Here is a 16900-nt window from a genome sequence, read left to right as displayed (position 1 = left end):
TTCAGTACCGGATCCGTGGATCGAGGAAGGCGTAGGAAATGTCGATGACGAGGTTCACCAGCACCTTGGCGCCGGCAAACACCAGGATCAGCCCCTGCACCACCGGATAGTCGCGCTTCAGCACGGCATCCACGGTGAGGCGGCCGAGGCCCGGAATGTTGAAGACCGTCTCGGTGATGACGACGCCGGAGATCAGCAGCGCAATGCCGATGCCGATTACCGTGACGATGGGCACGGCGGCGTTCTTCAGCGCATGCAGCAGCAGCACGCGGTCGGTCGCGAGCCCCTTGGAATTGGCGGTCCTGATGTAATCCTGTGCCAGCACCTCAAGCATTGAGGCACGCGTGATGCGGGCGATCAGCGCCATGTAGGTGACCCCGAGCGCCACCGACGGCAGGATCAGGCTCTCGACGAAGGGCCAGACCCCCTCGCGGATCGGGGCGTAGCCCTGCACCGGCAGGAGCCGCCACTGCACGGCGAAGAAATAGATCAGGATGTAAGCCAGCACGAAGACCGGCATGGCGAAACCCAGCACCGCAAAGCCCATGACCAGCCGGTCGACGAGCTTGCGCGCCTTCCAGGCAGCCACCACGCCGATGGGAATGGCCAGCGCCACCGCCACGAACAGGGTCGAGAGCGTGAGCGCGGCCGTCGGTTCCAGCCGCTGGGCGATCAGCCGCGTCACCGGCAGGTTGGAGAAGATCGAGATGCCAAGATCCCCCTGCAGCAGCTGCAGGCTCCAGATCGCGAACTGCTCCAGCACCGGCCGGTCGAGACCGAGCTTCATCCTGACCTGCGCGATGGCCTCGGCCGTCGCGTCCTCGCCCGCGATGATCGCCGCGGGGTCGCCCGGTGCGAATCGGATCAGGAAGAATACGAAGATCGCCACCACCGCCATGACCGGCAGAGTGGCGAACAGGCGACGCACGATGTACGCGGTCATGCGGTCGGCGCGTCGCCCGTTGCGCGGTTGGTCATCTATTTTTTCTTGATGTTCCAGAGCACGGCAAGGCCGGTGTTGGGGACGATCCCCTCGAGGCGATCGGCCCGGTAGGCGAGCGGCACCGTCCACTGGCCGAACGGGATGTAGACGACCTGCTCGAGGGCACGTGTCTGCAGTTCCGTCGCGATCTTCTTCTTTTCTTCGTCGGTCTGCGCGAAGGCATAGGCGTTGCGCAGTTCCTCGATCTTGGCGTCGCATGGCCAGCCGAACAGGCCCTTGTCGCACGCCGCGCCGAGCCAGGTGTGCAGAACCGGGTTGGAAGAACCGACACCGCCCGTGGTCGTCACGAAGATGTTCCAGCCACCCTGGGCCGGCGGATCCTTCTTGGCACGCCGGGTCACCACCGTGCCCCAGTCCATTGCCTGGGCATCAACGTTGATACCGGCCTCGCGCATCGCCTGCACGAGCACCTGCGTCGCCGGTGTGATGGTATTATGGTCGGTGGCCTGCAGAACGACGATCGGCTCGCCGTTGTAACCGGCCTCCTTGAGCAGCTGCAGCGCCTTCTTCGGATTGTAGTCCTTCAGCATGGCGCTGCCGCCATCATTCGCCAGCGGCGAGCCGCAGGTCAGCAGGCCGTGGCAGACCTTGTAGTATTCTGGATTGCCCACGATGGCGCGCAGGAAATCTTCCTGGTTGATCAGATGGTAGAGTGCCTGCCGCGCCTTGGGATTGTTGAAGGGCGGGTGGAGATGGTTGAGGCGGATCATGCCGACCGTGCTGTCGAGGTTGCCGGTCTTCATCAGCTTCACGCCGCGCGCCTTTTCGAGCATCGGCAGGAAGTCGATCTGTGGCGCCTCGACGAAGTCGATCTCGCCGTTGATCAGCGCCGACATGGCGGTCTGCGAGTCCGAGATCCAGACCAGTTCGATGCGGTCGACACCGGCATACTTGCTACCGGCGAAGGACGAGGCCGGCTCGTTGCCCGGCCGTGGCACGTAATGGGGATTCTTGACGTACACCGCCTTGCTGCCCGGCACCCACTGGTCCTTGGCGAAGTTGAACGGGCCGGAACCGACGGCTTCCTTCACCTGCGTCTGCGGATCGGTCTTGGCCTCCTGCTCGCGCATGATCACGGCGACCGACGAGTTCGTCTTGCCGAGCGACTCCAGGACCATCCCGTAGGGTTTCGTGAGCACCATGCGGAAGGTCTTGTCGTCGACCGCTTCCATCTTGTCGACGTAGCTCATCAGCCGCTGGCCGACGCCGTCCTTGGCGCCCCAGCGCTTGAGCGAGGCAATGACGTCCTTGGTCGTGACGGGGGAGCCGTCGCCGAATTTCAGGTTGTCGCGCAGCGTGAAGGTGTAGGTGAGCTTGTCCGGGCTGATTTCGTACTTGCCGACCATCTGAGGCTGCGGACGCATCTGCGCGTCGTTGCCGAACAGGGTGTCGTACACCAGCATGCCGTGGATGTTGGCGATCGTCTGGGTCGTCCAGACCGGATCGATGACACGCACGTCGGCGTGCATCACGGCCTTGAGGACTTTCTCCTGCGCCATCGCCTGGCCCGCGGCGAAGGGGACGGCCAACGCGAGCGCCCCCGCCAAGATGCGTTTGAACATTCTTTGAACTCCCTTACTCCCCTCAGAGAGTATGCAAAGCAGCGCTCCGCTTTGTCCAGCTTCCCGGCTAGTAGATCAGGCCTCGCGGCTTGGCATCCTCGTCGAGCGGCCAGATCGGGCGCTCGACCTTTTTGTACGGGACCTTGCGATGATCGCGCGGCAGCGGGCCGCCCGATTCGACATAGATCACCTTCTTGGCGATCGGCCCGTAGGCCGCCATGAAGTGGTTGGTCGACTTGACGACCACGATCTTCCGCTGGGTCGGATCGATGCCGACGTTGGTGAACAGTTCAAGTCCGGTCGCCTGCGTCCGCTTGGAGATCAGGACGGCCTCGACTCCGCCGATGCGGATCGCCGCGCAATCGCCCACCGGCACCTGCGTCGGCCCGAATTTCTGCCAGGCATCGCGCTTCAGGCCGATGATCTCGACCTCGGCATCGACCGGCTGGCCTGAGCTGGGCGCGATCTTGCCGCCGAACCGCAGACCGATCCGGGCGCCGAGGCCGGCATCGAAACAGATGCGGACCGCGATCGGATCCCAGATCGGGCCGAGGCAGGCGCTTTCGACGTTCTTTTCGATCAGGTGCTTCAGGATGTCGGTATTGTCCGATGGCGCACCGCCGCCGGCATTGTCCGACGGATCGGCGATCACGACCGGCAGGTCGTTGAAGGCGATGCCCTCACTGATTCCGGCCGCAACGCCCAGGGCCTGCGGTGCCGTCTTGCCGCGCAATCCCACCAGCTCCTCGCCCAGTTGCGTCGCCAGCGCGTCGGCCTTCTTCTTGTCGCCGTCGGCGATTACCAGCACGCGCGTGCCGATCTCGGGGACGTCGCCGTAGGGGAAGCAGTGCGCAATGGAGACCGACAGAATCCCGTCCTTGCCCTCCATCGCCATGATGCGGTCGACGAGCCCGCGCATCGGCTGGATCGTCGTCGGATAGCTCTGGATCTGCCGGCAGTCATAGACCGACGTCACGGGTTTCACCTTCCCCCGCAAGGTCGCCAGGACGAGATCGAGCATGTCCCCTGCCCGCTCGACGACGTCGGTGTGGGGAAACTCCTTGTAGAGAACGATGATGTCGGCATTGGAGACGCGCTTCATCGTGAGATGGCAGTGCGGGTCGAGTTCGACGCCGATCACGCATTTGGGGCCCACCAGGGCCCGGCACCGCTCGACGATGTCGCCTTCGACGTCGTCGTAGCCATGCGCGACCATCGCGCCGTGCAGGCCGAGCAGCAGGCCGTCGACCGGCAGCGCCGCTTCGAGCTGGCCCAGGATCTCGTCCCGCATCGTCTCGTAGTCGGCGCGGTTGGTCGTGCCGGCGGGGCTGGCCGCGAAGCAGCTGCCCTCGATCAGCTCGAAGCCTTCCGCCTCGGCGCGCGAACGCGCGACGAACAGCGGTGCAGTGCACATGCGCGGCGCATCGGCCGGATGCTGGCCGGGGCCGAAGAACACCGACTCGCGATAGTTCTCCAGGCTGGTCGGCAGGGGAGAAAAAGTGTTGGTCTCGGTCGCCAACGTGGCCGTGAACAGACGCATGAAACTCCTAGGGGACGATGCCGGCGGGGAGGGATTGGCAATGCCGCGCGATGGCGCCCGGCGTGGTGAGCCAGATGCGGTCGCGATGCTTCGCGATGTGACGCAGGGCGCGCTTCAGATGCCGCAGCCGGTGTGGCTGGCCTACGAGATAGGCGTGCAAGGCCACGCCCATCACCAGCGGTCGCTCCTGCGACAGCTCCAGCATCTCGTCGAACTGGTCGACGATGATGTCGGCGAAAGCGTCGCCGCCAATCTTGCGGCCCGCGATCTGCGGAATATCGTTCACTTCCTGCGGATAGGGCACGGCCAGGATGCGCTTGTCGCCGCGACAGCGGAACCAGACGGGCTGGTCGTCCATGCACCAGTCCAACAGGTAGCGGTAGCCGGCTTCGGCGAGCAGATCGGGCGTGACATGGCTGTGGGAAATCCACGGTCCCAGCCAGCCTTCCGGCGCGCGATGCTCCCCACCCGCGAGGCGCGACGTCGCTTCGGCGATCAGTGCGCGCTCGTCGGCTTCGCCCAGCACGCCTTGGCGTTCCGCATTGGTGCGACCGTGACCCACGATCTCGTCGCCGCGGGCCCGGCAGGCCGCCACCAGCTCCGGCGCATAGTCGTACATCGCACTGTTGACGAGGGCCGCCATCGGCAGACGCAGGGCATCGAAGGCATCGAGCATGTACCAGGCGCCGACGCGGTTGCCATAATCGCGCCATGCATAGTTGAGAATGTCGGGATGTGGACCACCCGGCGCCAACTCGGCCCCCAGCCCCTCGCCGTAGGAAAAATGCTCGAGATTGAGGGCGAAATAGACGGCGAGACGTCGCCCAGCCGGCCAAGTGTAGTCGGCGCGGCCCCGCAGGGGGACGTAGTCGTACCGGTCATGCGTTCTCAGTTCCATCCCGACAAAGTAACGTCGCAAGCCACGAAGGGCTACGGTCGAACCATGTTCAATCGCCTGATGTCGGCGGCCGTTTCCGGCTGCCTGCTTATGCTCGCCGGCTCCCCGGCCTACGCCTACTATTCGAAGGACTCGTACGAAGCCGAGGTCAGCTTCGAGAGCAGGGTCGAGATCGCCGAGGATACGCCCGACTACATTCTCCTCCCCTCCTACATCAACCGGCAGCTCCTCTATCTTGCCGGCCCGCTGCAGGCCGCGCCGAAGAAGGCCGCGGCCAAGAACGATGCGAACGTCGACATTCTGGGCCGGGAACGCGACGGCAAGACCGGCAAGCACTATGTGCGCTACCGCTACACCGGCACCTTCGTTCTCGACAACGGGCTCCAGGACATCGTCAAGGTCCGCCTCCCGCTCAACCTCGACGAGGTGTGGGAGCGATCGACCGACAAGTGCTTCAGCTGGGGCGAGAAGTACCGCATGGCCTACTTCTGGGCACCGCTGAGCAAGGGATGCCCGCTGGTGGATGGCGTCGACTACACAACGTCGAACGCCACCATCCTCTCCAAGCAGACAAACACAGCCAACACCGCGCCGGCCTACGAGCGGCTGGCCAATGCCAGCGGCGAGATCCGCGTCGTCCTGACCTTCGGCGCCGACGAGGACAGGAACGGCAATGTTTCGCCTGACAAGAACAGCGACTACAACGCTGGCAATTACCGCGACATCCGCAAATTCCTGGTGAATCAGGGATTCAAGGGACATACCGTTCCCGTAGCCGAGCGCGAGCGTGATTGCGGGAACACGAAGTCGCTGGCGGCCTCCCCCGGCCATGTCGAGGAATATGTGCGCTCCGACGGCGGCCGCAGGCTTGTGGTCCGTCTGTTCTGGGGCGTCACCAACATCGGCGAGGATAGCATCGCCTTCTTCTGCATGGCGAAGGAGGCCGCGGAACGCGGTTCCGTTTTCCTCTACGCCGGACATTCCCGTGTCGGCCTGCTGGATCTCACCTACATGGGCGAGCAGATCGGTACGCCCATCCGGATGAACAAGGAGCAGTATCAGATCTACGCATTCTTCGGCTGCTCGAGCTACAGCTACTACAATCTCTCCTATTTCGCGGCCAAGGCCTCGCCCGCCGATCCGGAAGGCAGGCGGAACACCAACATCATCACCAACGGGATCACGGGCTCTTTCGGTTCGATGACGGACTTCACGACGAAGACGCTGAAGCCGATCTTCGACTGGTCGGCCCGCGGCACGCGGACGAGCTGGCAGCAGATCATGAACTCCTACTCGGAGCGTTTCCTCACCGGCGTGAACGGCGACCAGTAGCGGAACTGCACACCGGCGGGCGACGACTCCGCGCATCACCAAGGCGTAGCGTCGGCAGACGGGATGGGCTACGGTCGCAGCCTTAATGAAGAAGCCGCATCCTCGAGGCTGCGGACGAACCGGGAGGAAGAACGCGTTGACGGCGACGAGTGCTGCCGCTTTGCCTGCGACCACGGACGCCGCACGCGCCCCGCGCCGATGGGGCGCGCCACTCTGGGTCGGCGCGCTGCTGATCATCCTGGCCTTCCTGGTGGTCTATCCGCTGCTCATGCTTTTCTTGGGCGCGGTGAGCGATTCCAATCCGGTGATCGACGGGTTCGGCAAGTTCAATCCCTCGCTTGAGCATTTCGTCACCGTCCTCGCCAACGAGAACGTGCATCTTGCCTTCTTGAACGCGCTCCTCGCCTGCGGCGGCGGCGCGGCACTCGCGGTGGTGATCGGGCTCGCCTTCTCGTGGATCGTGGTGCGCACCAACACGCCCTTCCGCGGCTTCATTGCCGGCGCCAGCATGATCCCGCTGTTCGTGCCGCCCCTCGTCGCGGGCGTCGCCTGGAGCATCCTCGGCTCGCCGAAGACCGGCCTCTTGAACACGTCCTTGAAATGGATGGGGATCGATTTCCGCTTCGATTTCTATTCGATGTCGGGCCTGATCCTGGTGTTCGGCTTCTACTATGCGCCCTACGTGTACATGTTCACCGCCTCGGCGCTGCGCAATATGGACCCGAGCCTGGAAGAAGCGTCGGAGGTATCCGGCGCCAGCGCTTTCACGACGCTCTTCACCGTCACCTTCCCGCTGATCGCGCCGGCCATCCTGGCAGGGTCCCTGCTTTCCTTCGTCGTCATGCTGGGCATCTACGGCATCCCGGCCGCGCTCGGCACGCCGGCCAACATCAACGTTCTGACGACCTACATCTTCAAGCTGACCGCCTGGAGCCCGCCGCTCTACAATACCGCGGCCGCGGTCGCGATCCTGCTGATGCTCGTGACCGCCATCCTCGTATGGGCGCAGCAGCGCGTGCTGTCAGGCAAGAGCTTCGCCACCGTGGCGGGCAAGGCGTTCCGGCCGCGCAGCCTCAATCTCGGACCGTGGCGCTGGTTCACCTTCGGGCTCGCGCTCGTCTATCTCTTCATCGTCGTCATCCTGCCGACCGTCGCGCTGATCATCGCCTCCACCCGCAAGTTCCTGTTCTTCAAGGACTTCGCGGCCGTGTTCGACATGAACGCCTATGGCTGGTCGCACTACGCCTCGGTATTCGACAATCCGCTCACCATGCTGTCGATCTGGAACACGCTGAAGGTCGGCGTCATCACGGCGGTGGTGGGCGGCACCCTGGCCTTCGCGATCGGCTACACGATCAACCGCACGCACGTGCCGGGACGGCGCCTGATCGACCTACTGTCCACCATCCCGGTCGCGATCCCTGGCCTCGTCGTCGGCGTGGCCTATCTGTGGGCGTGGATCGGCCTGCCGGGAGGCCTCTACGGCACGCTGACGATTCTCGCGCTGGCCTTCGTCGCGCGCTTCATCCCGGACACGGTGAAGGCGCTCTCGACCTCCTTCATGCAGATCCACAAGGAGCTGGAGGAAGCGTCGTGGATCTGCGGCCGCGGCCTGCTCGGCACGATCCGGAGCATCATGCTGCCGCTCGCCAAGCCGGGCGTCGTCGCCTCGATGACATTGCTCTTCGTGCTGGCAGTGCGTGAGCTCGGCTCGTCGCTGTTTCTCTACACCAGCAATACCACCGTCATGGCAGTGCTGCTGCTCGACTATTACGAAGGCGGCAATGTCGGCAAGACCGCAGCCTTCAGCCTGGTGCAGACCGTGATCCTCGGGGTCCTGCTCGGCATCACGAACTGGCTGTCGCGCGGCGCGGCCCAGGGCAGCGCCCGCGCCGGCTGACGCCGGATGGATGAAATCGGGGAAAATTGGGGAAAACGGAGGAAATGACCATGAAGCGCAGAACCGTACTGGCCGGCATCGCCGGCACCGCCGCCGCGGGCTTGGCCGCGCCGTCGCAGGCGCAGCAGGACCCGTTCGGCTCGAAGGAGCTGATCGCAGCAGCCGAGAAGGAAGGTTCGATGACCTTCTACACGGCCGACTTCGCCGAGACCCAGCAGGAGGTCATCAAGGAGTTCAACAAGCGCTTCCCGAAGATCAAGGTCGCGATGGTTCGCGCCCCGGGCGGCCAGCTCATCCAGCGCATCAAGACCGAGGCGGCGGCCGGCAAGCTCGCGGCCGACGTGGTCAATCACTCCGACCGCGGCCTCATGCTGCAAATGGCCGACCTGTTCCAGGACTATGCGCCGCCGAATGCCGCCGACTACCGGCCCGACGCACTCGTCTCGCCGAAGCTGTGGCCTGGAGCGACGCTCGGCTGGGCGATCGCCTACAATACGCAGCTGGTGAAGAATCCGCCCAAGACCTGGATGGATCTGCTGAAGCCGGAATACAAGGACAAGCAGATCGGCCAGGTGATCGGACCGTCGGGCGGCACGACCTGGACCCGCATCATGTTCGAGCGCCAGGTGCTCGGCGAGGATTACTGGAAGAAGCAGGCGGCACTCGGCATTTCGCTCTTCCCCTCCGGCGCGCCCTGCTCCGACGCGCTGGTGCGCGGCGAGGTTTCGATCGCCCCGCTACTCTACAACATCATCTACACCAAGATCGTCGAGGGTGCGCCGGCGGAGGCGATCTTCGCGCCCGAGGGTGTGCCGATCGTTCCCTATGCCGACGGCGTCACCAAGACTTCGAAGAGCCCGAACGCTGCCAAGCTGTTCATGAACTGGCGCCTGTCCAAGGAGGGCCAGACCTTCATGATCAACAAGCTGGGCAATATCACCTCTCTGAAGGAACCGCCGGCCTATCCGAAGGGCTGGGACCCGAAGACGATCAAGGTCTGGGTGCCGAACTTCGAACAGTTCGACAAGCTGCGCGCGACCTGGATCGAGGAGTGGAACAAGACTTACGGCTACCGCCAGTGAGCGCTGCCCTACTCATCGAACACCTCGTCAAGCAGTTCGGCACGGGCAAGCCCGCCGTCGACGACGTCAATTTCGAGGTGCCGGCCGGGGAGATCGTCGTTCTCCTCGGCCCGTCGGGATGCGGCAAGACGACGACGCTGCGTTGCGTCGCCGGCCTGGAGCATCCGACCGGCGGCCGCATCTCGATCGGCGGCCGGGTCGTGTCCGAACCGCAGCGCGGCGTGCTGGTGAGCCCGCGCGAGCGGGACATCGGCATGGTGTTCCAGTCCTACGCGGTGTGGCCGCACATGACGGTCCGCCAGAATGTGGCCTATCCGCTGAAGCACCGCCGCAGCGGCGGCGGCGACATCGATGCCAAGGTGCGCGAGACGCTGGAGCTCGTCGGCCTCGGCGAATATGCCGACCGTTCGGCGACGTTGCTGTCGGGCGGCCAGATGCAGCGCGTGGCGCTGGCCCGCAGCCTCGTCTACCGCCCGCAGCTCCTGCTGCTCGACGAGCCGCTCTCGAACCTCGATGCCAAGCTGCGCATCCGGCTGCGCGACGAGCTGCGCCGCATCCTGAAGGCAACCGGCATGACCGGCCTCTACGTCACGCATGACCAGGCGGAAGCCGTCGTGCTGGGCGACCGGATCGGCGTCATGCGCAACGGCAAGCTGCTGCAGATGGCGCCGCCCGGCGAGATCTACAACAGGCCGGCCGATTCGTTTGTCGCCAACTTCACCGGTGCCTCCAACTTCCTGCTGGGCAAGGTACTGGAGCGCAAGGGCGAGACCGCGATCATCGATCTCGGCGCGCCCGGCCGGATCGAGGCGTGGACGCCGCAGCCGCTGGCCGCCGGGGATACCGCCCGGGTGGCCCTCCGCGCAGAGAACATCCGCCTCGGCGAAAGCGGCCCGGTCAACGCCTTCACCGGCAAGGTCGTCGACCGCCGCTACCAGGGCATGCAGACGGTCTACGACGTCGAGTTCGGAGGCCAGACGCTCGAGGTGCTGGAGCTCGGCACTGCCGCCAGGCATCAGCCGGGCGAGGTCGCCCTCACCCTGCCGCCGGACACCTGCTGGGCCTATCGCGACGAGGGTCAGGCAGCGGTGGAGTGAAGCGCCGCATGAAGCGCCGTCGCGAGCGGCGCGTCATGTTCAGGCAACAGGACCTGCGGATCGAGCGTGAGCACGCCGCGCGCGGCGTGCCGCTCGGACAGATGGACAGGCGGATCGCCTTTCTGCAGCTTGGCGCTGACGGCGAGCGCGTCCGGCACCGCGATCTCCAGCACGGGAACGCGGCCCGTCTGCGCCGCCGGCACGAGCTTCACGTCGAAGCCCTCCAGCGACGTGGCGATCGCTGCGAGACGCGCCTGTAGAGCGGCATTCGTCGCCGCATCGTCGGCCGCCATGAAGCGCTCCAGCGCTACGAGCAGACCCACGATCTCCTCCTTGCCGGCCTTGAAGCCGCGGCCGATCCCGTGATGCGGGACACCGCGCAGGTTGGCCCGATCGACGAGACGCGGCGGCGTCCAGGTGTCGGGGGCCACGTCCATGTCGAGCTGCTGCAGCAGCGCCGAGGCCACGAGGTCTCGCCGGCCGGCGAGGATACCGGACGCCTGCGGACCGCCCAGCGCCTTGCCACCCGAGAAAGCCACCAGGTCGACGCCCATCTCGATGAAGCGCCGCAGGTTCTCCTTGGGGGGAAGTTGTGCCGCCGCGTCCACGATCAGCGGAATGCCGTTGGCGCGACAGGCCCCGATGGCCGTCGGCAGGTCGACGATGCTCGTCGCGTTGACCGAGAAGGCCATTGCCACCACCGAAGGTGAAAGAGCCGACTCGATCTCCCAGGCTTCGAGCCCGCGCACGCCCGCGCCCGTTCCGCGATCGTTGTGGCCGATGTCGACCAGTCGTGCGCCCGAGGCCGCCAGCGCATGGGCATATCCCGTGCGCTGGGTCCGCGGAATCAGGATGTCGTGCGGAAAGCCGGCGGCATGCGGCAGCGCCGCCATCTTCGCGATGTCCCAACGCGCGATGGCGGCGGCGGCCGCGAGCGTGAGGGCCGCTGCCGCGCCCGTCGTGACCAGCCCCGCCTCCGCCCCGGTTGCAGCGGCGATCCGGCCGCTGGCGGCGTCCTGCAGTTCGCCAATGTCGACAGAGGCGCGCGAGGCAGCGGCCATGGCGGCCACGACCTCGGGCGCCATCACCGCGCCTCCGAGCCGGGTCAGCGCGCCCGCGGCATTGATGCGGCGTCGTACGCCGAGGAGAGCGTAAGGGTTGGTTTCGGTCATGCGGCGAGCTTAGCCCGGCCGTTCAGACCCGCCCAATGATCGCGATCGGACCACCGCCGGCCGGACCCTGGTGCTCGGCACCGCCGGAGACATAGAGCATCGTGTCGCCGACAACGCCGGCCAGCACGCCGCCCACCAGCGCACGGGCGTGGCGGGTCGAATGGATGTCGCTGTCGTCCAGCATCGTGTGGCGTCGCCCGCGAATCGCGCCCGACGGCGCGGCTTCCGCCTTGGCGAGCACCGCCGCGACGTCCTCACCGGCCACGCCGAGCCGCCCCAGGATGCGGTGTGCCGCCCCGGCATCGATCGCGTCGCGCATCACATCGTGATCAATCAACAGGTCGCCGGACCAGCCATGCGCATTGCCCAGCACCACGATCTCGTTGCGCAGCAGTTCGACACCTGCCGAAGTGCTGGCCACGCGCGAGTAGAGCGACCAGTCGCGACAGACCGCCTCTTCCGGCGCGTCCCTGACCTCGCCGAGCGCCAGCGCGACACCCAGTGCCGAAGCGCCGCGCGACAGGGCCATCGAATGGTAGGTGTCGCCGGTGGCCGTCGCGGCACCGCGCTGTGCCGCCTCCTCGATGCGCTCCTTGGTCAGCAGCGGGCATTTGATCTGCACGAAATGGACGTCGTGCGGCGTGGCGATGCCAGCATCCTTCATGGCCGCCGTCACAGCCGCCGCCGTCTCCTCGATCTGCGCCGCCCGGCCGATCTCCTCGGGCTTGAACGTCCGCGTCAGGCCGACCCCGATGGCCAGCCGCGGCCCCGAAGAGGCCGGCGGCGGCGCGGCTTCGCGACAGAAGACGAGCAGGTGCGGCGACAGCCCGCCTTCCGTGCCACCGGACATCACGATGGCGACCCGCTTCTCTATCTCCCCCAGCGGACAGCCAAGCGCACCTGCCAGCACCAGCTTCAAGGCCAATGTGGCATAGCCGCGGGTGAAGTCGTTCACGCAGCCATTGCCCTCGGTCTTGCCGACGATGGCCACGATGGTCGCGGGGTCGAGTTCGCCCGCCGCGATGGCGGCGGCCAGCGGCGCCGTATCCTGCGGGCTTGCCGTCGGCAGGCGCAGCACTTTTGCACGACGCGTCATCTCAGGCGGCCTTTCCGGCATCGCTGCCATGCCGCGCCCGCCGGCGGCGCAGCCAGGTGACCGACAGCAGCGACAGCGCGATCACGAGGAAGGACACGCCCGTCGTGACGGTACCCAGCGCGTAGAGGACCGGCGTCGTCACGTTGGTCGTCATGCCATAGATCTCGAGCGGCAGGGTGTTGAAGGTGCCGGCGGTGTAGAGGCTGCGGGCGAACTCGTCGTAGGACAGCGTGAAGCCGAACAGGCCGACGCCAATCAGGCTCGGCAACAGGATCGGCACGACGACATGCCGGATCGTCTGCCACGAGGTCGCGCCGAGATCCCGCGCGGCCTCCTCGTAGCGGCGGTCGAAACGATTGAAGACCGCGAACATGATCAGCAGGCCGAACGGCAGGGTCCAGGTCAGGTGCGCGCCGAAGGCGGAGCTGTACCAGGCGGGATCCCAGCCCATCACGCGATAGAGCAGACCGATGCCGAGGCTGATCAGGATCGACGGCACGATCAGGCTGGCGATGGCGAGATAGAAAAGGACGCCGGAGCCGCGGAAGCGCGAGCGGAAGGCGAGCCCCGCCGAGAAGGAGGCGACGACCGTCACCAGCATGACCGCGGCGCCCAGGATCAGCGAACGTTGCAGCGACCCCGCGAAGTCGCCGACCATCTGCTTCTCGAACAGATTCCCGAACCAGTGCAAAGAGACGCCGTTCATCGGGAAGGTGAGCCCTCCCCCCGGCCCCTGGAACGACAGGATGAGGATCGTCAGGGTCGGACCGTAGAGGAACAGCACGAACAGGCAGAAGAAGGCGCCGAGGAGCCAGAAGGCGGGGCCGCGCTTGCCGTGCTGCACGTCACAGCTCCTTGCGGATGTCGACCAGGCGCATCATGGCCGCGACGATGAAGAGGACCAGCAGAAGCAGAATCACGGCATTGGCCGCGGCGGCGGGGTACTGCAGCAGCGACATGGCGTTCGCCATCATCAGGCCGACCGAGGCGCTGAGGCCACCGCTCATCATGCGCACGGTGACGAAGTCGCCCATCACGATGGTGACGACGAAGATCGAGCCGATGGCGATGCCGGGCTTGCACAGCGGCAGGATGACATTGACGAGGGTCTGCCAGCCGGTCGCGCCGGCGTCGCGCGCCGCTTCGAGCAGGGCGCGGTCGATGCGCATCATCGAGTTGAAGATCGGCACCACCATGAAGAGCGTGTAGAGGTGGACGTAGGCCAGCACGACCGAGAAGTCGGAATAGAGCAGGAATTCCAGCGGCTCCCTGATGAGGCCGAGGTTCATCAGCGTCGTGTTGGCCAGCCCATGGCGCCCAAGGAACGGGATCCACGAGATCATGCGGATCACGTTGGAGGTCCAGAACGGAATGGTGCAGAGCAGGAACAGCACCGTCTGCACCGTCGGCGAGCGCACGTGGAAGGCCACGAAGTAGGCAACCGTGAAACCGATGCCCAGGGTGAGCGCCCAGGTGATCAACGCGAACTGGATCGTCTGCTGGTAGGTCCGCCACGTCACCGGCGAGAGCAGCAACTCCTCGTAGTTCTGTAGCAGGAAGGCCGGAATGATCTGGGTCGTGTTGTAGTCGAAGAAGCTCACCACCACGATCGTGGCGATCGGGACGATGAGGAACAGCAGGAACACCAGCGCGAGCGGCGCGACCTGCAGGTAGGTGACCCAGAACTTTACGCGGTTCATCTTTCCATGCCCCTCTCCCCCGCTAAGGGGAGAGGCTGGGTGAGGGGGTTACGCACTTCACCTGAATCGATCAGGCCGCGATGAACTGGTTCCATTTCTGGACCATGTAGCGGTCCTCATCCATCACCGCATTCCAGCAGGCGACGGCACCCATGCGGTCATAGAACGAGCCGCCGTCGCGCACCGCGCCCGCCTTCTCGACGATCTGGCCCTGCGGGTTCTTGATGTCGCCCTGCGCCGGCTTGCCTTCCATCCAGAAGCCCCATTCGTCGGGCGTCATGTTGGCCTTGGCCGTCTCCAGCACCGCCGAGTAGTAGCCCTGGCGGTTGAGGAAGGCGCCGACCCAGCCGGACAGGTACCAGTTGATGTAGTCGTAGGCCGCGTCGAGCTGTGCACCCTTCAGGTGCTTGGCGAGCGCGAGACCGCCACCCCAGGCACGATAGCCTTCCTTGAGCGGCTGGTACGTGCAGGGCACGCCCTTGCCGCGCACCGCCGAAACCGCCGGCGACCACATCGACTGGATCACCACCTCGCCCGAGGTCATGAGGTTCACCGACTCGTCGAAGGTCTTCCAGAAGGCACGGAACTGGCCCTCCTTCTTGGTCTTGATCAGGAAATCGATGGTCTTGTCGATCTCCGCCTTGGTCATGTTGCCCTTGTCGCCGTACTTCACGATACCCGCCGCCTCGCAGATCATCGCGGCGTCCATGATACCGATCGACGGGATGTTCAGGATGGATGTCTTGCCCTTGAACTTAGGGTCGAGGATGTCCTTCCACGAATCGATCTTGCGGCCGACCAGGTCGGGCCGGATGCCGAGCGTGTCGGCGTTGTAGATCGTGGGCACCGCCGTGAACCACTGGGTCTGGCCCTTGGCGAACTTGGTCGAGCCCGCGCCCTCGACGAAGCTCACGGTGCTGGGCGCCGTGCCCTGGGCGATGACGCTGTCGGCCTTCAGCTTGCCGGTGGTGAAGATTGGCACGATCTTGTCGAACAGCTTGATCTTCTTGACGTCCATCGCCTGCAGCGTGTTCGCCGGGAAGACCTTCTTGATCATCCAGTATTCGATGTCGCCGATGTCGAAGGAATTGGGCTGCGTCACGACACGCTGCACGACCGCGTCGGAATCCAGCGCCGTCATCTGCAGCGTGATGCCGAGATCGGCCTTGCACTTCTCGGCGATTTCGTTGATCGCCGACACGCCGGTGCCGCACTGGCGCAGCACGATGTTCTTGTTGTTCTGGGCCCAGATCACCGGGAAGCCGGTGATGGCGCCGCTGCCGACCGCTGCGCCGGCAATGCCGGCCGCGCCCTTGAGCATCCTGCGACGGCCGATGCCGCCATTCGATTTCCGAGCCATCTCGTCTTCCCTCCTGCAACAGCGACGGCGCGGGGCCGCCTCCCTAAAACGTCCCTTCAGCGCCCCAGCACGTGTACGTCCTCGGGCTTCCACGACAGCGTGACGGGCTCGCCGGGCCGGACCGGCGCGGCGTCGAAGCGTTCTTCCGAGAGAGTCGCCGACAAGGTCTCGAGGCCGACCACGTCGATGCCGACCTGCACCGTCGATCCGAGATACTCGACAGAGCGCGCAACGCCCTGGAGAGCCGTGACGCCGGCCCCGCCCGCCGTGCCGGGCTTTACCGACATACGATCGGCACGAATGGCCACGAACGGCCCCTCGCCTGTCGCGGCACGGGCGACGGCTGCCGGCAGCACGTTGTGTCCGCCGATGAACTTCGCGACGAAGGCAGAGGCGGGCCGGTTGAAGACCTCGCGCGGCGGCGCGGCCTGCTCGATCCGGCCGCCGTTCATCACCACGACGAGGTCGGCCAGCGCCATCGCCTCGTCCTGGCTGTGCGTTACATGGATGAAGCTGATGCCCAGCCGCGTCTGCAGGCTCTTCAGCTCCTCGCGCATGCGGATGCGCAGGAACGGGTCGAGCGCCGACAGCGGCTCGTCGAGCAGCAGGACCTGCGGATCGGTGATGAGCGCGCGGGCCAGCGCCACCCGCTGCTGCTGGCCACCGGAGAGCTGCGCCGGCAGGCGGCCGGCATAGGCCTCCATGTGCACCCGCTTCAGCATATCGAGGGCGCGCGCCCGGCGGGTCTCCTTGTCGATGCCTCGCATCTTCAGGCTGAAAGCGACATTGTCGGTGCAATCGAGATGGGGAAAGAGCGCATAGCTCTGGAACATCATCGCCGTGCCGCGCGCCGCCGGCGGCAGGTCTGTGATGTTCTCGTTGCCCAGGATGATGTCACCCTCGGACGCTTCCTCGTGGCCGGCAATCATGCGGAGGGTGGTGGTCTTGCCGCAGCCGCTGGGGCCCAGGAGGCAGCAATAGGAGCCGGCGGGAATGCGCAGGCCGATCGAATCGACTGCAACGGTCTCGCCGTAGCGCTTGGTCAGGGAAACGAGTTCGATATCCGGCTGCTTGGCCATGCCACGGGGGAAGCAAGCCGTATGCCAGCACTGTAAAATTGCCTGGGGACGGAAGTTCAACCGGGAACCCATTGGCGCG

The 16900-nt window shown here is 65.7% G+C and carries 14 protein-coding genes; 4 read left to right on the top strand and 10 right to left on the bottom strand.

What is annotated here, in order from left to right:
* Position 1: 1 nt before the first annotated feature.
* The 4 genes from ACT6UX_RS18465 to ACT6UX_RS18450 all read right to left on the bottom strand — a co-directional run bounded on the left by ACT6UX_RS18465 (position 2) and on the right by ACT6UX_RS18450 (position 5003).
* Positions 2-943: an ABC transporter permease gene (locus ACT6UX_RS18465; RefSeq protein ID WP_444776610.1), complete on the bottom strand. Its 942-nt coding sequence runs from the start codon at positions 941-943 to the stop codon at positions 2-4.
* Positions 944-978: 35 nt separating this feature from the next.
* On the bottom strand, positions 979-2565 hold the full coding sequence (locus ACT6UX_RS18460) for an ABC transporter substrate-binding protein (protein WP_444776609.1): 1587 nt from the start codon (positions 2563-2565) through the stop codon (positions 979-981).
* Positions 2566-2632: 67 nt separating this feature from the next.
* Entirely contained in the window at positions 2633-4105 is a 1473-nt protein-coding gene (locus tag ACT6UX_RS18455) for a M81 family metallopeptidase (protein WP_444776608.1), read from the bottom strand.
* A gap of 7 nt (positions 4106-4112) precedes the next feature.
* Positions 4113-5003: a polysaccharide deacetylase family protein gene (locus ACT6UX_RS18450; protein ID WP_444776607.1), complete on the bottom strand. Its 891-nt coding sequence runs from the start codon at positions 5001-5003 to the stop codon at positions 4113-4115.
* Between ACT6UX_RS18450 and ACT6UX_RS18445 the strand changes: the two genes are divergently transcribed.
* The 4 genes from ACT6UX_RS18445 (at position 4986) to ACT6UX_RS18430 (ending at position 10414) form a co-directional block, all read left to right on the top strand.
* Complete coding sequence (locus ACT6UX_RS18445) at positions 4986-6335, top strand: hypothetical protein (protein ID WP_444776606.1); 1350 nt, start codon at positions 4986-4988, stop codon at positions 6333-6335. The genes ACT6UX_RS18450 and ACT6UX_RS18445 overlap by 18 nt on opposite strands.
* Positions 6336-6471: 136 nt before the next feature.
* On the top strand, positions 6472-8235 hold the full coding sequence (locus tag ACT6UX_RS18440) for an ABC transporter permease (RefSeq protein ID WP_444776605.1): 1764 nt from the start codon (positions 6472-6474) through the stop codon (positions 8233-8235).
* A 50-nt stretch (positions 8236-8285) separates the two neighbouring features.
* Complete coding sequence (locus ACT6UX_RS18435) at positions 8286-9317, top strand: ABC transporter substrate-binding protein (RefSeq protein WP_444776604.1); 1032 nt, start codon at positions 8286-8288, stop codon at positions 9315-9317.
* Entirely contained in the window at positions 9314-10414 is a 1101-nt protein-coding gene (locus ACT6UX_RS18430; RefSeq protein WP_444776603.1) for an ABC transporter ATP-binding protein, read from the top strand. The genes ACT6UX_RS18435 and ACT6UX_RS18430 overlap by 4 nt, the downstream gene beginning before the upstream one ends.
* Here ACT6UX_RS18430 and ACT6UX_RS18425 read toward each other — a convergent pair.
* The 6 genes from ACT6UX_RS18425 to ACT6UX_RS18400 all read right to left on the bottom strand — a co-directional run bounded on the left by ACT6UX_RS18425 (position 10396) and on the right by ACT6UX_RS18400 (position 16821).
* On the bottom strand, positions 10396-11586 hold the full coding sequence (locus ACT6UX_RS18425; protein WP_444776602.1) for an aminotransferase class V-fold PLP-dependent enzyme: 1191 nt from the start codon (positions 11584-11586) through the stop codon (positions 10396-10398). The genes ACT6UX_RS18430 and ACT6UX_RS18425 overlap by 19 nt on opposite strands.
* A gap of 22 nt (positions 11587-11608) precedes the next feature.
* On the bottom strand, positions 11609-12682 hold the full coding sequence (locus ACT6UX_RS18420; protein ID WP_444776601.1) for a ring-opening amidohydrolase: 1074 nt from the start codon (positions 12680-12682) through the stop codon (positions 11609-11611).
* A 1-nt stretch (position 12683) separates the two neighbouring features.
* The gene (locus tag ACT6UX_RS18415) at positions 12684-13526 is read right to left on the bottom strand and encodes an ABC transporter permease (protein ID WP_444776600.1); all 843 of its coding nucleotides are present in this window, start codon (positions 13524-13526) and stop codon (positions 12684-12686) included.
* A 1-nt stretch (position 13527) separates the two neighbouring features.
* Complete coding sequence (locus tag ACT6UX_RS18410; protein WP_444776599.1) at positions 13528-14382, bottom strand: ABC transporter permease; 855 nt, start codon at positions 14380-14382, stop codon at positions 13528-13530.
* 70 nt (positions 14383-14452) lie between these two features.
* The gene (locus tag ACT6UX_RS18405) at positions 14453-15742 is read right to left on the bottom strand and encodes an ABC transporter substrate-binding protein (protein ID WP_444776598.1); all 1290 of its coding nucleotides are present in this window, start codon (positions 15740-15742) and stop codon (positions 14453-14455) included.
* A gap of 56 nt (positions 15743-15798) precedes the next feature.
* Positions 15799-16821 carry an ABC transporter ATP-binding protein gene (locus tag ACT6UX_RS18400; protein WP_444776597.1) on the bottom strand — a complete coding sequence of 341 codons (1023 nt, stop codon included), beginning with the start codon at positions 16819-16821 and terminating at the stop codon, positions 15799-15801.
* Positions 16822-16900 lie beyond the last annotated feature (79 nt).

Origin of the sequence: Reyranella sp., from assembly GCF_052439685.1 — a bacterium.
In the GTDB taxonomy this organism is placed as follows: domain Bacteria; phylum Pseudomonadota; class Alphaproteobacteria; order Reyranellales; family Reyranellaceae; genus Reyranella.
This window is presented reverse-complemented; position numbering and strand designations above follow the sequence as displayed.

Excerpts from the sequence above, each read along its gene's own strand:
- ACT6UX_RS18455 (WP_444776608.1), bottom strand. The coding sequence starts at position 4,105 with ATGCGTCTGTTCACGGCCACGTTGGCGACCGAGACCAACACTTTTTCT.
- ACT6UX_RS18465 (WP_444776610.1), bottom strand. The coding sequence starts at position 943 with ATGACCGCGTACATCGTGCGTCGCCTGTTCGCCACTCTGCCGGTCATG.
- ACT6UX_RS18450 (WP_444776607.1), bottom strand. The coding sequence starts at position 5,003 with ATGGAACTGAGAACGCATGACCGGTACGACTACGTCCCCCTGCGGGGC.
- ACT6UX_RS18405 (WP_444776598.1), bottom strand. The coding sequence starts at position 15,742 with ATGGCTCGGAAATCGAATGGCGGCATCGGCCGTCGCAGGATGCTCAAG.
- ACT6UX_RS18435 (WP_444776604.1), top strand. The coding sequence starts at position 8,286 with ATGAAGCGCAGAACCGTACTGGCCGGCATCGCCGGCACCGCCGCCGCG.
- ACT6UX_RS18420 (WP_444776601.1), bottom strand. The coding sequence starts at position 12,682 with ATGACGCGTCGTGCAAAAGTGCTGCGCCTGCCGACGGCAAGCCCGCAG.
- ACT6UX_RS18410 (WP_444776599.1), bottom strand. The coding sequence starts at position 14,382 with ATGAACCGCGTAAAGTTCTGGGTCACCTACCTGCAGGTCGCGCCGCTC.
- ACT6UX_RS18425 (WP_444776602.1), bottom strand. The coding sequence starts at position 11,586 with ATGACCGAAACCAACCCTTACGCTCTCCTCGGCGTACGACGCCGCATC.
- ACT6UX_RS18445 (WP_444776606.1), top strand. The coding sequence starts at position 4,986 with ATGCGTTCTCAGTTCCATCCCGACAAAGTAACGTCGCAAGCCACGAAG.
- ACT6UX_RS18400 (WP_444776597.1), bottom strand. The coding sequence starts at position 16,821 with ATGGCCAAGCAGCCGGATATCGAACTCGTTTCCCTGACCAAGCGCTAC.
- ACT6UX_RS18460 (WP_444776609.1), bottom strand. The coding sequence starts at position 2,565 with ATGTTCAAACGCATCTTGGCGGGGGCGCTCGCGTTGGCCGTCCCCTTC.